Origin of the sequence: Gordonia sp. N1V, from assembly GCF_029269935.1 — a bacterium.
Taxonomy (GTDB): Bacteria; Actinomycetota; Actinomycetes; order Mycobacteriales; family Mycobacteriaceae; genus Gordonia; species Gordonia polyisoprenivorans.
Genome location: NZ_JARJDD010000010.1, coordinates 82701 through 99117, shown reverse-complemented (window position 1 = coordinate 99117; position 16417 = coordinate 82701). Strand labels below are relative to the sequence as shown.

Here is a 16417-nt window from a genome sequence, read left to right as displayed (position 1 = left end):
CGATGGTCCGTTCCGGGCACCGGATGCGGTGGGGAGGACCACGAGGTGGAGAAGACGCACACAGGCAAGTCGCATACAGGCGAGTCGCACGCAGGCGAGTCGCACGCAGGGCAACAACCGAGTGGAGTCGGTCGCCGGCCGGTTCGTGACCTCATTCGCGAATGGTCACGCTCCGGCGACGAGGGCCGGTGGCTACGCGAGTTCTGCGCGCGGCGCGGGTGGGGACGATTCCTGGCGCACTGCTGTGCCCTCGGCGGGCTGGTGATGGCTCTGGCGGTGCTGTTCAATGCGATCGTGGGCGCGCAACTGGCCTACTCGAGCAGCCGGTTGGTCATGTGGATCTGCGTGGCGGTGGGGGTGCTGTGGGCGCTGCGCTGGCTGGGGCCATGGCCCAGCCAGCGCGAGATCGTCGGGCTGGTCATCGTCGGGGACATCACCATCGGCGCCGCCTGTCTGCAACACTCCGACCGCATCACCGGTATCGCCGGCATCTCGTTCTTCGCCGTCCTCGGCATCGTGGTGGCACTGTTCTCCACCCCGAGCGTGCAGGCCGTCCACCTCACCGTCACGGGCGTGGTGCTCGTGGTCCTGCTGATCTTGCTGGGCCGGGGGCAGGGTATCGCCGTGCTCGTCGGGGTCGGGATGCCGAAGGCGTTGGGGGAGATGATGGTGTGTGCGGGCCTGCCGGTCGTGCAGTTCGCATACTGGGTGATGCGTACCAACGCCGACGACTCACTGTGCGATCCGTTGACCGGCGTCGCCAACCGGCGTGGCCTCGTCGACCATCTGGCACGTCTCGACGCCGAGTCCGTGGTGCACCCGGTCTCCGGTGAGGCGTGCGGCGTGATGTTGGTCGACGTCGACGACTTCAAACACGTCAACGACACCTTCGGGCACGGTGCCGGCGACGCCGCGCTCACCCGGGTGGCTGACGTACTCACCGAGGTCTTCGGTCCCGAGGCACTCATCGCGCGCGTCGGTGGCGACGAATTCGTGGTCATCGGCCGGGTCGGTGACCACCGGTTCCGGGCATGCGCCCGGGCCGCCGCCCGCGCGATCAGTGCGTTCCCGGACCCGTCGATCACCGTGTCGACCGGAATCGCCACCGCAGCAGAGCCGTTGTCGGCCAACCTGTTCGACGAGCTGGTCGAACAGGCCGATCAGGCCATGTACCGGGCGAAGGGTCGCGGGCGCCCGCGGCGAGATGGAGTGGCGTCGGAGAACATCGCGTGACGGGCGGGCGACTCAGTCCGGCTGGTGATACGCGCTGGGGCCGGCCGCGGCAGGAGCGTCGTACGGGGTGGCCGGGAGCCCGAAGCGGGCGAAGTCCTGCTCCATGGTCTCGCTGAAGAAGGCGACCACGTGGGCGACCGCACGGGCTTCGGGGTCCAACTCGAGAACCTGCAGTTGGAACGGACGATGGACGCCGTCGGGCTCGCGCATGTACAAACCGAAGGCCGGCTGCCCGTTGGCGATGGTGGGCAGCAGGATCTGATCGCCTGCCTTCTCGGCAGGGCAATTGCCGCGGATGAGCGTGCCGATGGCTTCGCCGCCGAGATACCAACCGGTGAACGGCGGCATCTCCCAGATCGAGGAATCGGTGAACATGTCGACGATGGCGTCGACGTCGTAGCGTTCGAAGGCCGACACGTACTTGGCCAGTAACTCGCGCTTCGCGTCGTCATCGAGTGTGGATGCCGAATCCTCTTCGGTGCGAACATTTTTCAGCTGATCCCGAGCGCGCTGAAGCAGACTGTTGACGGTGGCGGTGGTGACGCCGATGGTGTCGGCGACCTCGGCTGCCTTCCACTGCAACACATCCCGCAGGATCAGAACGGCGCGCTGACGCTCGGGCAAGTGCTGCAGGGCGGCGATGAACGCGAGACGAATGGATTCGCGTGCGCCGACGACATAGGCGGGGTCGGCGTCGTCGCCCGGCGTGATCTCGTCGACGGTGCCGGCGTACGGCTCGAGCCAGGGGACCTCGTGGTCCTGGGTGAGGGTGTCGGTGGGGTCGTACGCGTCGCCGCCGAGTCCGGACGGCAGCGGGCGACGCTGGCTGCTGCCCAGCGCCGTCAAGCAGGTGTTGGTGGCGATCTTGTGCAGCCAGGTGCGGACCGACGCGCGCCGGTCGAACTTCGCATACCCGCGCCACGCGCGTAGATAGGTTTCCTGGGTGAGATCCTCGGCGTCGTGATGCGACCCCATCATGCGGTAACAGTGGGCGATGATCTCGCGGCGGAAGGGCTCGGTGGCCGCCAGGAACTCGGCGTCGGAGGGGCCGGAGGCCAGAGTCGTCGCCGGAGGAGTGGCGGGGGTGACGGACATGCAGACAAGGCTACGACGGCCCCCCGACAGCTTCCAGGCGATTGACAGACTCACGACCCGGTGGCGGGCCCCGGCGACTTTTGTGCGGCGTGCGTCAAACCCGGGTCGGCGCACCACGGTCGGCCTATCATCGCCGGTGAGCGCCCATGTGTGCAGGTCAGGGCGCGTGTTGCCAGGTGTGACGTGTGCACGTGCGCGCTTGCGGATGCGGCGCGCCGATTGCTAGCTTGAGGTCCATGACGTGCAGCGAGAACAGCCGCATCCCGGAGGTGACCTACATGATCACCGCCCTGGGTTGTCGTCTGCCGTTCGCTCGTGTCCTGTGTTGTTGTCGAATGTCCTGATCGCCGAGTCTCTCAGCGTCCTTTCCCGACGCCCGCGATCTCCTTCGCCTCTTTGACAACCCTTCCCACAACAACGCCATTCGCGGTGCTGAAAGCCTCGGCGCCGCAGCCCCCCCGTCGAGACACTCGACCGTTGGACGCCGATGGCAGCCTGTGGCACATTCACGAGGACACATTCACTCATGACCGCAACGATCGACCACCGCACCCGCACCACCGCTCCGTCGCCCGCCTCGCCGCGCGTCGTCCGGCCCCGTCCGATCCCCGGTGGTTCCGCCCGGGTCGATACGCGGGCGCTGCGCAAGGGGGGTCGAGGCATCCACGTAGCGACCCCGCAACTCGAACTCTCCACCAAGCCCTCGGCGCTGGTGCTGCGTACCGCCCGACTCTCGGGCCCGGTGTTCCGGGACGAAGCCGCCGAACTCACCGGACTGTCCATCTCGACGGTCAACCGCCAGGTTGGCGCACTGCTCAAGGCCGGACTGCTGCGTGAACGCGCCGATCTCGCACCGGCCGGCGCCATCGGGCGGCCGCGACTGCCCTTCGAACTCAACGTCTCGACGTTCCTGACCCTGGGCATCCACATCGGTTACAAGGTCACCTCCATCACCACGCATGATCTGCTCCACCGCGTGGTCGGCGCGATCCAGATCCCCACCCCGATCGCCGACACCCCGGAACAGACCCTCGCCGCAATCGGCGAGAGCGCCCAACGCTTTCTCGGCCGCTGGACCACTCGTCGCGTCCTCTGGGCCGGCGTCGCCGTCGGCGGTCGGGTGTCGCCGGGCGGATTCGTCGACCACCCACGCCTGGGCTGGGAGAACGCTCCGGTCGGGCAGGTCATCGCCGAGTCGGTGGGGCTGCCGGTGTCGGTGGCGTCGCATGTGGAGGCCATGGCCGCCGCCGAGCTCGTCGTGAACCCCAGCGGTTCCGACGCCGATCAGCGGTCGAGCTTCCTGTACTTCTACGCCCGCGAGATGGTCGGGATCGCCTTCAGCGTCGACGGCACCGTGCACACCCCTGCCGGAGGGCCGCCGGTGATCGGGCACTTCCCTGCGTCGGGTACCACGCTGCTCGACCCGAACCGGACCGGTCGGCTCGAGCCCACCGTGTCGGATACGGGTGTCGTCGAGGCGGCGCAGTCGCTGAATCTGCCGGTCAACGACATCGAGGGGGTGCTGGCTCTGGCCCGCAGCGGTGACGCGACCGCCCGCGCCCTGCTCGAGGAGCGAGCTCAGGTACTCGGCCGTACGGTGGCGCTGATCGCCGACATCTTCAACCCCGATCACGTGATCCTCGGTGGGCAGGCCTTCACCGACTACCCGACGACCCTGCCCGTCGTCGCCGGATCGCTGCGGGAGACCTCGGTGGTGCCCAATCGCGATGTCCGCGTCTCGCATTCGGGCACGACGGTCCAGCAGCAGGCAGCCGGTGCGGTCTCCCTCGACGCCGTCTACAGCGATCCGCTCGCCGCGCTCGCAGTCACGGAGTAGTACGGAAACAGCCTCGGCGCAAGGGGGTCTCGAGGCTTCGTCGCTATCGCTCCTACGCACCTCGACCATCGGGGTGGGATGGTCGCTTGCCGTTGGTCGAGGTGTGACGAGCCCCCTGGGGCGAGGAGCCTCGAGACCGTTGTCGGCCGGTGCTGGTTCGGAATCGGCGTCGGCGCAGGGGGTCTCGAACCGGTGGTAAGCACGTCGACCATCGGCGGCGGGTGCTCCCTGCCGGGTCAGTCGGCCGTGCGCTTGGCGTAGTTGCGCAATGCGAACGGGGAGAAGATCGCGGTCAGGATGATCGCCCAGATGAGCGTTGCCAGTTCGGGATGACGCAGCGGCCAGGCGGCGTCGGCCGCGGCGTCGGGGCCGTTGCCCCAGAGCACGCGCATCGCCTGAACCAGCGCCGACATCGGGTTCCATTCGGCGATCGCCCGCAGCCACGACTGCATGTTCTGCGTGGGCACGAAGGCGTTGGAGACAAAGGTGATCGGGAACAGGATCGAGAACATGAACCCGTTGACGGCCTCGACACTGCGCAGCCACGAACCGATCAGCACACCGAACCAGATCATCCCGAAACCGAAGAGCAGCACCAGCGCGAAACCCAACGCGCCCTCGGCGACCGAGGTGGTGATCCGCCAGCCGATGATCAGCCCGGTCAGGGCCATCACGACGATGCCGATCGAGGAGTGGATGAGGCTGGCGATGCTGCGTCCGACCAGCACCGACGACCGGCGGATGGGCAACGACCGGAAGCGGTCGACGATGCCCTTCTCCAGGTCGGCGGTGATCCCGGTGGCGACGATGAACGCGGTGAACACGATCGTCTGTCCCATGATGCCGGGCAACAGATATTCCTTGTAGCTCACCCCGGGTACGCCGAGGCTGATCGCCGGACCGAAGACGAAGGCGAACAGCACCACGAACATGATCGGCTGAATCGTCACATCCGACAGCATCTCGGGCATGCGTCGGGTATGGATGAGATTGCGGCGCACCATGATCCAGGACTGCTGCGCCAGGTTCGTCTGGTGTACCGCAGGCCGGTCGGTACGGGCGGTCGCGGTAGTGGAGGCACTCGTGGTGGTCATGCTGCTCCTTCGTTGGCCGACTCGTCGTCGGCAGGGGCGTCTTCGGCGCGATGGCCGGTGAGGGAGAGGAAGACGTCGTCGAGGCTCGGACGGACCAGGCCGAGGTCGTCGACGGCGATCTGTGAGTCGTCGAACCAGCCGGCGATGCGCGTCAGATCCGACAATCCCGCGGCAGCGGTGGTGACGGTCCGCGCGTTCTCGTCGACGAAGACCTCGTTGCCGCTGCGCGACAGCAGGTCCCGTGCTTGCGGGAGGTCGGCGTCGTCGGAGACGGTGATCACCACGCTGGCCGCGCCTGCCTGTTGTTTCAGCTGCAGCGGCGTGCCGTGGGCGATGATCGCGCCGCGGTCGATGACGACGATGTCGTCGGCGAGCTGATCGGCTTCCTCCAGGTACTGGGTGGTCAGCAACAAGGTGGTTCCGGACTTCACCAACTCGCGCAACACGTCCCACAGTTCGTTGCGGCTGCGCGGATCGAGGCCGGTGGTCGGTTCGTCGAGGAACAGCACCGGTGGTGCGGCCAGGAGGCTCACGGCCAGGTCGAGTCGTCGGCGCATACCACCTGAGTACGAGCGGACCTGTTTGTCGGCGGCATCGGCCAACGAGAACTGTTCGAGGAGCTCGACGCTGCGCCGGGCGAGGTCGCGACGGCCGATGCCGTAGAGCCCGCCGATCATCTTGAGATTCTCGCGACCGGTGAGGATCTCATCCACGGTGGCGGCCTGCCCGGTCAACCCCATGTTCCGGCGCACCGCGTCGGGTTCGGCGATGACGTCGTGACCGGCGATGCGCGCGGTGCCACTGGTCGGGGTGGACAGCGTCGTCATCATGCGCACGATCGTCGTCTTGCCGGCGCCGTTGGGGCCGAGCAGCCCGAGAACCGATCCCGGGGCCACGGAGAACGACACGCCGTCGACGGCGGTGAAGTCGCCGAAGGTCTTGACCAGATCGACAGCTTCGATCGCGGGATGGTCGCCGAATGCGGCTCCTGAGGAGGGTGCTGCGGTCATGGTTCTCCACGCTAGTAGACGGAACGGGTGGGTTGGCCAGCGATTTTCTCGGCGCCGGCAGTGCTCGCAGGTATGGACCGCGAGCGCATGCGCAATTCATCGGTGAACGAGCAAACACACGTCGAATACCGCGAATACGGCTGGTGAGCGACGATCTCTCCGATTCTGCGGATAAGCTACGTGCCATGCCCTCGATCCGGATCCGTGATGCGGCGCTTCTGCTGGGAGTCAGCGACGACACCGTGCGGCGATGGATTGCGGCCGGAACGTTACCCGCGAGCACCGACAACGCTGCCGGGTCGGCCGGCGGGGTCACGACGGTCGACGGTGCGCGCCTGGCCGAGATCGCCGTCGAACGCGCCCACGCCGATGCCGCGACATCGCCGATGCTGACCTCGGCGCGCAACCGGTTCACCGGATTGGTCACCGATGTCGAGATGGACGGGGTGATGGCCAAGGTGGGTCTGCAATGCGGGCCGTTCGCCGTGACCTCGCTGATGAGCGCCGAGGCGGCCCGCGAACTCGAACTCGAGCCAGGTGTCGTGGCGACCGCGGTGGTCAAGGCGACCACCGTCATCGTCGAACGTGCCGCCGCGGATTTGTGACCCGTCGTTCAGTGAGCGATCCCGATATCTCCCGTAACCCCGACAAGGAGTACAGATGACCACGGTTCGACGTGTGACCCGCTTGGCGTGCCTGGCGAGCGCCGCAGCGCTCATCGCCGGCCTCGCGGCGGGTTGTTCTTCCGACGACAACGACAAGACCCCGCTGACGGTCTACGCGGCGGCGTCGCTGAAGAAGACGTTCACCGAGATCGAGACCGCCTATGAGAAGCAGCATTCCGACGTCGATGTCACGCTGAACTTCGCCGGGTCGTCGGCGCTGGTGAATCAGATCAAGCAGGGTGCCTCCGCCGATGTCATCGCGACCGCCGACGAACCGACCATGGGCAAGCTCGGCGGTCTCGTGAACGCGCCGCAGGTCTTCGCCCGCAACACCCTGGTGATCGTGACCGCGAACGGAAATCCCAAGCAGGTGCGGGATTTCGCGAGCCTTTCCGATCCGTCGATCCGCACCGTGGTGTGCGCCGTCGAGGTGCCCTGTGGTGCGGCCACCGCCGAGGTCGAACGCAATACCGGCGTCGACGTCAAGCCGGTGAGCGAGGAGTCGTCGGTGACCGCGGTACTCACCAAGGTCACCTCCGGTGAAGCCGACGCCGGACTGGTCTACGTCACCGACGCGAAGACGGTGCCCGGCAAGGTGACGGTGGTCGACGACGCAGCCTTCGGCAAGGTCGTCAACAACTATCCGATCGCGACGCTCAAGGCGAGCAAACATCAGCAGCAGGCAACCGATTTCATGAGCTTCGTGCTCGGCGAGACCGGTCAGAAGATCCTCACCGACGCCGGTTTCGCCGCGCCGAACTGACCCTCGCCGATCTCCGGATGCGCCGCGTTCCCCAATGGATTCATCTGCCCGCCCTGCTGGGGGTGGCGCTGATCCTCATCGGGCCCCTGGCGATCATCGTGCGGATGCCGTGGGGGATCTTCGTCTCCTCGGTGACCTCACCGGATTCCGTTGCGGCACTGCGGTTGGGGGTGGTCACCGCGGTGGTGTCCACCGTGGTCTGCGTGGTACTCGGGGTGCCGATGGCCATCGTGTTCGCCCGCTACGACGGCGTCGTCGTCCGGGTCGTCCGCGCACTGGTTCTGCTCCCGCTGGTGTTGCCGCCGGTGGTCGGGGGAGTGGCCTTGCTCTATGCGCTCGGTCGATACGGTCTCGTCGGACAGTACCTCGACCGCGTCGGCATCACGCTGGCCTTCACCACTCCGGCGGTGGTGATCGCGCAAACCTTTGTGGCACTGCCATTTCTGGTGCTCAGCGTGGAGGGCGCGTTGCGCAGTGGTGATCAGGGGTTCGAGCGGATCGCGGCGACTCTCGGTGCGTCACCGACGCGCACCCTGTGGCGGGTGACGCTGCCCATGGCGCGTCCGGCGCTGCTGGCCGGTGGGGTCCTGGCATTCGCCCGTGCACTCGGCGAGTTCGGTGCCACCATCACCTTCGCCGGGAACCTTCCCGGAACCACGCAGACCGCACCGCTCAAGATCTACCTCGACGCGATCAACGACCCGAGTCAGGCGTTGCCGCTCGCCCTGGTGTTGATGGTCGTGGCCCTGGTGATCGTCGTCGGTGTCCACCTGCGACGCTCGACCGTGGTGGCGGCGTGACCGGTATGGCGATGAATTCGCTCGAGCAGCAGGGTTTTCGAGCGTCGGTGCGGTGCACTGTCCCCGATCTGGTCGCCGATATCGAGGTCGCGCCCGGCGACACCCTCGGCATCATCGGCCCGAACGGAGCCGGGAAGTCGACCTTGCTGTCGATCGTGGCGGGCCTGCGTCGCACCCCCGACTCCAGGGTCGCGGTCGGATCGCGAATTCTGCAGGGCGACCGGACCTTTGTGGAACCACACCGTCGATCGGTGGTGTTGCTCGAGCAGAAGGCCAGACTGTTCGGTCATCTGTCGGTGCGGCGCAACGTCGAATTCGGCCCGGCGGCGGCCGGGTTGTCGCGCAAGGACATCCGGAATCGGGCACAGTGCTGGCTCGACGCGGTCGGGGTGGCCGACCTCGCCGACCGCATGCCGTCGGGGCTGTCCGGTGGGCAGGCGCAGCGGGTTGCGATCGCGCGTGCGCTGGCCACCGAACCCGAGGTGCTGTTGCTCGACGAGCCGTTCGCCGCGCTCGATGTCGATGTGGCCCAACAGATGCGTTCGCTGATGCGTCATCTCCTCGCCGACCGTGCCGGGATGACGGTGCTGGTCACCCACGATCTGATCGACGTGGTCAGCCTCGCCGATCGGATCGCGGTGATCGACGACGCCCGCATCGTGCAGACCGGCCCCACCACCTCGGTGCTCACCCGGCCCGAATCGGCGTTCACGGCGTCGCTGGCCGGGACGAACCTGATCGTCGGGCAGTTGCGTGACGCCGGCATTGTTGTCGCCGACGACGGCATCCGGGTGGTCGGTACCGTGGTCGAATCCGCAGCCGCCGGTCGGGCGGCGGCGGCCTTCTCGCCGCGCGCGGTGGCGGTGTATCTCCGAGACCCGCAGGGCAGTCCGCGCAACAGTTGGCACGGAGTCGTGGAAGACGTGATACCGCAGGGTGATCGGGCGTTGGTCCGCACTCGATGCGGCGAGCATCGGATCGGGGCCGAGGTGACCTGGGCGTCGATCGTCGACCTCGATCTGAGTCCGGGCACCGACGTCGTGCTGAGCGTGAAGGCCACCGAGGTCTCGGTCTACGGCGCTGCCGGATCACCCTCGTAGTACTTGTTGGCCTCGAGGACCTTGGCCCGCAGTTTGCGATACCCCCGCACCGACAGTGGTGAGATCGACCGCAGGTGAAAGGGTTCGGCGTCGGTGAGGTCGGCGGCAAGTGCCTCGTCGACCAGGACGGTACCCGGCCGGGCCGAACCACACAGGCGGGCAGCGATGTTGACCGGTTCACCGAAGAGGTCGCCGAGCCGGCTCAGGACGGCACCGCGGGCGAGCCCGACTCGTAGGGGTGGAATCGGTCCGTCGTCACTGAGTCGCTGGATCGCGAGCGCCGCGGCGGCGGCGTCGGCACTGTCGTCGAAGCTGAACATCACCGCGTCGCCGAGGGTTTTGATGACGTGACCGCCGCGGTCGGTGACGATGTCGAAGGTGCGCTCCTCGAAGTTCTCGAGTAGATCTTCGAGCTCGCCCATCCCGATGCGCCGCGACAGGCTTGTGTAGCCGACGATGTCGGCGAAACCGACCACGAGATCGTGCTTCTCGTCGGAGTCGCGGGCGACGTCGCGTTCGAGCGCGATCTTGAGGTGACGCCGCCAGATCAATCGCTGGATGACATCGATGGCGCCGATCATCTGCTCGCGGGTCCACGGGACGTCCGGATTGCGATCGAGATCCAGGATCTGGTCGGCCTGCCATTCGGTCAGCCGCGACATCGTTTGTCCGATCGCCCGGGCGGTGGCGATCTGGGCCTGCTCCGGCAGGGTCTCCTCGGAACTGGCGAACAGCCGCAAGGCGTCGACCTCGTCGGCGGTGAAGATCTTGTCGGTCGTGGTCCGATGCGCGAAACCGAAGGCGTTCCACAGCCTCTCGGCGTACTCCGGCGAGACTCCCAGCTCGGCGATGAGCTCGTCGCGGGAATAGCGTGGCTCACCGGGATCAGCGGCGGAACTCATCGGGGCGGCTCCCGTCGTCGTGGTCCCGGTGAGTCTAGCAACGGTGGTGGCGTACGCCGCTGACACGAGCCTCGTGTCAGACCCCCAGGACACCCTTCATCAGATATGCCATCCGGGCCGGGAAGTCGGGGCGCGAGGTGCCGCGTCGGACGCGGACGGCGTCGTTGACGATCGACAACGCGGCGTGTACGGCCACGCCTGCCTCCGGCCGGTCGAGGTCGGGATGGGTGCGCGTCATCAGGTCGACCCAGCGGGCGACGTAGTTGCGTTGGACGTCGAGCAGGTCGGCGGCGTCGGACTGGCCGATGAAGACCGCCGAGTTGTTGAAACCGACCGACAGGTCCGGGCTGGAGGTGAGCGTCGAGACGTACGAATCGACCAGCAGGGACAGGAGTTTCGCGCTGTCCGACGTGGTCGAATGAGCGGCCATCGCGCCGGCCTCCAGCCGGGTGGCGCTGCGCCGGCCGATGCCGACGAGGATGGCGAGCTTCGAGCTGAAGTGCCGGTAGACACTCGGACCGGTGATCCCCACCGCGGCGCCGATATCGTCAACGCCCACACCGGCATAGCCGCGTCGGGCGAACAATTCGGCTGCGGCGTCGAGGATCTCGTCGCGGCGGGTACGGGATCCGCCGGTCATCACCGGCGCCGGCACCATCGGCGGGGCCGAGTCGGGTCGCAGGGTGATCAGCCGATGCACGAGGATCTTGAGCTCGGCCAACGACCGGGTGGCCGACAGGCGCGCGTTGTGCACGCCCAGACTTCCGGCGACGCTCAGCGTCGCCCAACACAATTCGACGGCCTCGCGTTCGGGCATGCCGGTGCCCGCGGCGAGGACCCCGGCCCACCGGTGCATGACGCCGCGGATGCGCAGGACGATCACCCGGTTCTCCTCCTCGCTGAGGTGCTGGCTGGCCGAGCGCCACAGTGACGTGGCCGCGGGTCTGCGCACCCCGATCGAACACACCGCGTCGACGAGTTCCTCCGGGCTCGAGTCGGTGCCCTCGAGCAACCGGTCGGTGCACGCCTCCAACTCGTCCACGCCGCCCATCACCGCGGCCAACAGCAAGGCGTGCTTGTCGGCGAAGTGCCGGTAGACCGAGGGCGCGGTGACACCGGCCGCCCGCGCGATGTCGGCGAGGGCGACCTGGGTGTAGCCGCGCTCGGCGAATAGCGTCGCCGCGTGGTCGGCGAGCTGCCGCTTGCGGTCGGCCGGTCGGGCGCGGGTGGGCTTCGGGCTAGGCATGGTGAATCGACCATAGCGCAGAATTGCCGGTCCGGATCAAGTGTTGACCACCGGGTATGGCCAAATAAGTTATTCCGCGTTAGCCTGTCGTGGTAACCGTCTCCGGTTCATGTGAAAGGAACACAGCATCGTGGCCGATCAAGCATTCATCTACGAGGCGTTGCGTACGCCGCGTGGCAAGCAGCGCGGCGGAGCGCTGCACAGCATCAAGCCGGTTGATCTCGCATCGGGGATCATCAACGAGGTTCTCGCCCGGCACGGGGGACTCGACCCGGCAGAGATCAACGACGTGATCTTGGGTGTCGTGTCGCCTGTCGGTGAGCAGGGCGGCGTCATCGCCCGCACCGCGGCTCTCAACAGCGGTCTGCCCGAGACCGTCCCCGGCACCCAGATCGACCGCTTCTGCGCGTCGGGCCTGGAGGCCACCAACATGGCGGCATCGAAGGTCGCCTCCGGCTTCGACGATCTGGTCCTGGCCGGCGGCGTGGAGTCGATGAGCCGTGTCCCGATGGGCTCCGACGGTGGCGCCCTGTTCATGGACCCGGCGACCGCCTATGACCACTACATCACCCCTCAGGGCATCGGTGCCGACACCATCGCCACCATCGAGGGCTTCAGCCGCGAGGACGTCGACGCCTACGCCGTCGAGTCGCAGAATCGCGCCGAGAAGGCGTGGACGAGTGGTTACTTCGCCAAGTCGGTGGTTCCGGTTCGTGACATCAACGGTGTGATCGTGCTCGATCACGACGAGCACCGCCGTCCGGGCACCACCGTGGAATCGCTGGGCAAGCTCAAGCCCGCCTTCGCCGCACTCGCCGAGATGGCCGGCTTCGACGACGTGATCATGCAGAAGTACCCCTTCCTCGAGAAGATCAACCACGTCCACACCGGCGGTAACAGCTCCGGCATCGTCGACGGTGCCGCGGTCGTGCTGCTGGGCAGTGAGGCGGCCGGCAAGCGCAACGGCCTGACCCCGCGCGGTCGCGTCGTGGCCTTCGCCGAGGTCGGCTCGGAGCCCTCGATCATGCTGACGGGTCCGACCCCGGCGACCGAGCTGGCGCTGAAGAAGGCCGGTCTGACTGTCGACGACATCGACGTGTTCGAGCTGAACGAGGCGTTCGCGTCGGTCGTCATGAAGTGGATGAAGGATCTGAAGATCCCGCACGAGAAGGTCAACGTCAACGGCGGCGCGATCGCGATGGGTCACCCGCTCGGTGCGACCGGCGCGATGATCTTCGGTACCTGCCTCGACGAGCTCGAGCGCACCGGCGGTCGCTACGGCCTGGTCACCCTGTGCATCGGCGGCGGCATGGGCGTCGCGACCATCATCGAGCGTCTCTGACGGCCACCTCACCAAAGGAATCTGCGAAAAACCATGAGTGACAACATGATCAATTGGGAGAAGGATGCCGACGGCGTCGTCATCCTGACCATGGACGACAAGAGCCAGGGCGCCAACACCATGAACCAGACGTTCATGGACTCGATTGCCGCCACGGTGGATCGTCTCGAGGCGGAGAAGGACGACATCACCGGTGTCGTCATCACCTCGGCGAAGAAGACCTTCTTCGCCGGCGGCGACCTCAAGGACATGACCGCCGAGCAGACCCAGACCAAAGAGGAGATCGCCACCGCGATCACCGAGCGCACCAACGGCATGAAGAAGGTGCTGCGTCGGCTCGAGACCCTCGGCAAGCCGGTCGTCGCCGCCATCAACGGTGCCGCACTCGGTGGCGGCCTCGAGCTCGCGCTGCACACCCACCACCGCATTGCCGCGGACATCAAGGGTGTCCAGATCGGTCTGCCCGAGGTCACCCTCGGCCTGCTGCCCGGTGGCGGTGGCGTCGTGCGTACCGTGCGTCTGCTCGGCTTCCAGGCCGCGCTGATGAACGTGCTCCTGCAGGGCCCGCGGTTCAACGCCGCCAAGGCCAAGGAGACCGGTCTCGTCGATGAGCTCGTCGGCTCGGTCGAAGAACTCGTGCCGGCCGCCAAGGAATGGATCAAGGCGAACCCCGAAGCGGTCCAGCCGTGGGATGTCAAGGGCTACAAGATGCCCGGTGGTGCGGTCACCAATCCGTCGGTCGCGGCCAACCTGCCCGCCTTCCCGGCGATCCTGCGCAAGCAGATCAAGGGCGCCAACATGCCGGCTCCGCGCGCCATCCTGGCCGCGGCCATCGAGGGCGCCTACGTCGACGTCGACACCGCCGACATCATCGAGACCCGCTACTTCGTGTCGCTGGTGACCGGTCAGGTCGCGCAGAACATGATCAAGGCGTTCTTCTTCGACCTGCAGCACATCAACAACGGTGGCTCGCGGCCGGAAGGCTACGACAAGTACACCGCCAAGAAGGTCGGCGTCATCGGCGCGGGCATGATGGGTGCGGCGATCGCCTACGTCTCGGCCAAGGCCGGCATCGAGGTGGTCCTCAAGGACATCGACATCGAGGCTGCCAAGCGGGGCAAGGGCTACTCGGAGAAGCTCGAGGAGAAGGCGCTCTCGCGGGGCAAGACCACCAAGGAGAAGAGTGACGCGCTGCTCGCGCGGATCACGCCGACCGTCGACGCCGCCGATTTCAAGGGTGTCGACCTCGTCATCGAGGCCGCCTTCGAGTCGGTCGAGGTGAAGAACAAGGTGTTCCAGGAGATCGAGGACATCGTCGAACCCGACGCGGTGCTCGGCTCGAACACCTCGACGCTGCCGATCACGATCCTCGCCCAGGGCGTCAAGCGCCAGGAGGACTTCATCGGCATCCACTTCTTCTCGCCGGTCGACAAGATGCCGCTGGTGGAGATCATCCGTGGTGAGAAGACCTCGGATGCGGTGCTGGCCAAGGTGATCGACTACACCCTGCAGATCCGCAAGACCCCGATCGTGGTCAACGACAGCCGCGGGTTCTTCACCAGCCGGGTCATCGGCACCTTCATCAACGAGGCCATCGCGGCCGTCGGCGAAGGTGTGGAACCGGCACTGGTCGAGCACGCCGGCACCCAGGCCGGATACCCGGCCGCACCGCTGCAGCTGTCCGATGAGCTGAATCTCATCCTGATGCAGAAGATCCGTAAGGAATCCCAGGCTGCCGCCGAGGCGGAGGGCAAGGAATTCCCGCAGCACGGATCGTTCGCCGTCATCGATTACCTCGTCGAGCAGGGCCGTCCCGGCAAGAAGGAAGGCGCCGGCTTCTACGAGTACGACGAGAACGGCAAGCGCGTGCGGCTGTGGCCGGGTCTGCGGGAGAAGTTCAACTCCGGAAGCAGCCAGCAGTCGCTCGAGGACCTCAAGGAGCGCATGCTCTTCGCCGAGGCCGTCGAGACCGCGCGCTGCATCGAGGAAGGTGTCATCACCTCGGTGCCCGACGCCAACATCGGCTCGATCTTCGGCATCGGCTTCCCGGCCTGGACCGGCGGTGTGGTGCAGTACATGAACCAGTACGAAGGCGGCCTGGCCGGCTTCGTCGAACGCTCGCGCGAACTGGCCAAGAAGTACGGCGCGCAGTTCGAGCCGCCGGCCTCGCTGGTGGAGAAGGCGAACAAGGGCGAGAAGTACTGAGCCGCTTGATGAGCTGAGCGATACGCGAAAGTGGGGGAAGAATCTTCTTCCCCCACTTTCGCTTTCGTCCGCAGGAAATCTCTGGGGGACGAGTGGGACACCCGGGGAAGAAACTTTCCTCCCCGGGTGTCGTCGTCGGTGGCGACGGTTGCGTCAGTCGTCGTCGGCCACCTGCGCGGCAGCCGAATCGCCCACTCGCGCAGCATCACCCACCGACAACACCAGCCTGGTGCCATGCGGCGCTTCCTGGACCAGGCGCAACTGTGCCAGTGCCGGGTGTGCGTCGAGCACGCGGCCGGCGTTGGCGAGTGAGCGCAATGCAGCCGTCTCCGCGCGTGCGGTCTCCAGCTTGGCCAGGCCGCGTGCCTTGGCGGAGATCAGCTCGGTTGCCGCCGAACGGATCTCACTCGGCACGATGACGTCCTTGAGGAGCGCCTCGGCGACGGTCACACCCACGGTCGCACCGACCGTTCGCGCAGCGGCGAGCACGACGCCCATGTCGACTGCATCACCACGTGCCATCAGATCCTCGAGCGACACCGACGCACAGGAGTCGCGCAGCGCAACCTGAGCCGAGAGATAGATGGCCGACCAGGGGTCGTTGGACTGTTCGACGAAGGCGACGGGGTCGGTGATCGTCGCGCGCAGGGCCACCGTCACGCGAACCGACACTCCCTCGGCCGTGAGGATCTCCTGCGGTGCAACCGAGATGACGCGCGCACGCATGTCGAGCCAGGTGTGGGTTGCCGTCCGACGCCGACGGTACTGGCCGGGTGTCAGCGTCCGGGACAGTCGTCCACGGCGGTATTCGAGAACGCAATGGCCGGCCGGGACGGAGACCGTGGCGAATGCGGATGTGATGATGGACAAGGCGAACCTCCCTTCGGCGGCGGTGTATGGCGGCGGACACCGCCCGCGGGCGGGTGCGTCGGTGGGGACACGCGCGAGACCTCCACGCGTGGCCGCAGGACCGAGGCCCACCGGGGTTCCCGGGGGCGGTGCCGAGTGGGGAGTCGAACCCGGGTGCCGTAGCACGGACCGTAGCCATACCTTAAATGGATGCACGAGAGTACAACGCGCAGAACATGATCGACGGTACCCCGCGATCGGCTGCTCTCTCGTGCG

At 66.9% G+C, this 16417-nt stretch carries 14 protein-coding genes; 8 read left to right on the top strand and 6 right to left on the bottom strand.

The window, feature by feature from the left end; all coding sequences use genetic code 11:
* The first annotated feature begins 45 nt into the window (after positions 1-45).
* A complete protein-coding gene (locus P3L18_RS14665; RefSeq protein WP_276114460.1) occupies positions 46-1233 on the top strand; it encodes a GGDEF domain-containing protein in 1188 nt (395 codons plus the stop codon).
* Between the two features lie 12 nt (positions 1234-1245).
* Here P3L18_RS14665 and P3L18_RS14660 read toward each other — a convergent pair whose 3' ends face one another.
* Positions 1246-2328, bottom strand: coding sequence for a sigma-70 family RNA polymerase sigma factor (locus P3L18_RS14660; protein ID WP_276114459.1), 1083 nt, complete (start codon positions 2326-2328; stop codon positions 1246-1248).
* Positions 2329-2854: 526 nt separating this feature from the next.
* Here P3L18_RS14660 and P3L18_RS14655 point away from each other — a divergent pair.
* Positions 2855-4165, top strand: a complete 1311-nt coding sequence (locus tag P3L18_RS14655) for an ROK family protein (protein WP_026920390.1) — start codon at positions 2855-2857, stop codon at positions 4163-4165.
* Between the two features lie 236 nt (positions 4166-4401).
* On the opposite strand, the gene P3L18_RS14650 is transcribed toward P3L18_RS14655, so the two are convergent.
* Both P3L18_RS14650 and P3L18_RS14645 read right to left on the bottom strand, forming a co-directional pair.
* The gene (locus tag P3L18_RS14650) at positions 4402-5259 is read right to left on the bottom strand and encodes an ABC transporter permease (protein WP_014358596.1); all 858 of its coding nucleotides are present in this window, start codon (positions 5257-5259) and stop codon (positions 4402-4404) included.
* On the bottom strand, positions 5256-6269 hold the full coding sequence (locus P3L18_RS14645) for an ATP-binding cassette domain-containing protein (RefSeq protein ID WP_079931400.1): 1014 nt from the start codon (positions 6267-6269) through the stop codon (positions 5256-5258). Before P3L18_RS14645 ends, P3L18_RS14650 begins: the two co-directional genes overlap by 4 nt.
* A gap of 185 nt (positions 6270-6454) precedes the next feature.
* Here P3L18_RS14645 and P3L18_RS14640 point away from each other — a divergent pair, with 185 nt between their 5' ends.
* From P3L18_RS14640 to P3L18_RS14625, 4 genes are read left to right on the top strand one after another with little or no spacing between them, the layout of a single operon-like run.
* Complete coding sequence (locus P3L18_RS14640) at positions 6455-6874, top strand: TOBE domain-containing protein (protein ID WP_006369370.1); 420 nt, start codon at positions 6455-6457, stop codon at positions 6872-6874.
* Between the two features lie 55 nt (positions 6875-6929).
* Positions 6930-7697 carry a molybdate ABC transporter substrate-binding protein gene (modA, locus tag P3L18_RS14635; protein ID WP_276114458.1) on the top strand — a complete coding sequence of 256 codons (768 nt, stop codon included), beginning with the start codon at positions 6930-6932 and terminating at the stop codon, positions 7695-7697.
* Positions 7698-7714: 17 nt separating this feature from the next.
* On the top strand, positions 7715-8497 hold the full coding sequence (locus tag P3L18_RS14630; protein WP_276114457.1) for an ABC transporter permease: 783 nt from the start codon (positions 7715-7717) through the stop codon (positions 8495-8497).
* 5 nt (positions 8498-8502) lie between these two features.
* The gene (locus P3L18_RS14625) at positions 8503-9597 is read left to right on the top strand and encodes an ATP-binding cassette domain-containing protein (RefSeq protein ID WP_276114522.1); all 1095 of its coding nucleotides are present in this window, start codon (positions 8503-8505) and stop codon (positions 9595-9597) included.
* Here P3L18_RS14625 and P3L18_RS14620 read toward each other — a convergent pair.
* Together P3L18_RS14620 and P3L18_RS14615 are read right to left on the bottom strand one after the other, a co-directional pair.
* Complete coding sequence (locus tag P3L18_RS14620; RefSeq protein WP_014358599.1) at positions 9570-10499, bottom strand: adenylate/guanylate cyclase domain-containing protein; 930 nt, start codon at positions 10497-10499, stop codon at positions 9570-9572. The two genes, P3L18_RS14625 and P3L18_RS14620, sit on opposite strands and share 28 nt — an antisense overlap.
* A 76-nt stretch (positions 10500-10575) precedes the next feature.
* The gene (locus P3L18_RS14615; RefSeq protein ID WP_079931397.1) at positions 10576-11745 is read right to left on the bottom strand and encodes a TetR/AcrR family transcriptional regulator; all 1170 of its coding nucleotides are present in this window, start codon (positions 11743-11745) and stop codon (positions 10576-10578) included.
* Between the two features lie 130 nt (positions 11746-11875).
* Between P3L18_RS14615 and P3L18_RS14610 the strand changes: the two genes are divergently transcribed.
* Together P3L18_RS14610 and P3L18_RS14605 are read left to right on the top strand one after the other, a co-directional pair.
* Positions 11876-13087 carry an acetyl-CoA C-acetyltransferase gene (locus tag P3L18_RS14610; RefSeq protein ID WP_006369376.1) on the top strand — a complete coding sequence of 404 codons (1212 nt, stop codon included), beginning with the start codon at positions 11876-11878 and terminating at the stop codon, positions 13085-13087.
* A gap of 33 nt (positions 13088-13120) precedes the next feature.
* Positions 13121-15292, top strand: a complete 2172-nt coding sequence (locus P3L18_RS14605) for a 3-hydroxyacyl-CoA dehydrogenase NAD-binding domain-containing protein (protein ID WP_020172599.1) — start codon at positions 13121-13123, stop codon at positions 15290-15292.
* 153 nt (positions 15293-15445) lie between these two features.
* Here the strand turns inward: P3L18_RS14605 and P3L18_RS14600 are convergent, their stop codons facing one another.
* Positions 15446-16162: a slipin family protein gene (locus P3L18_RS14600; protein WP_276114456.1), complete on the bottom strand. Its 717-nt coding sequence runs from the start codon at positions 16160-16162 to the stop codon at positions 15446-15448.
* Positions 16163-16417: the final 255 nt, after the last annotated feature.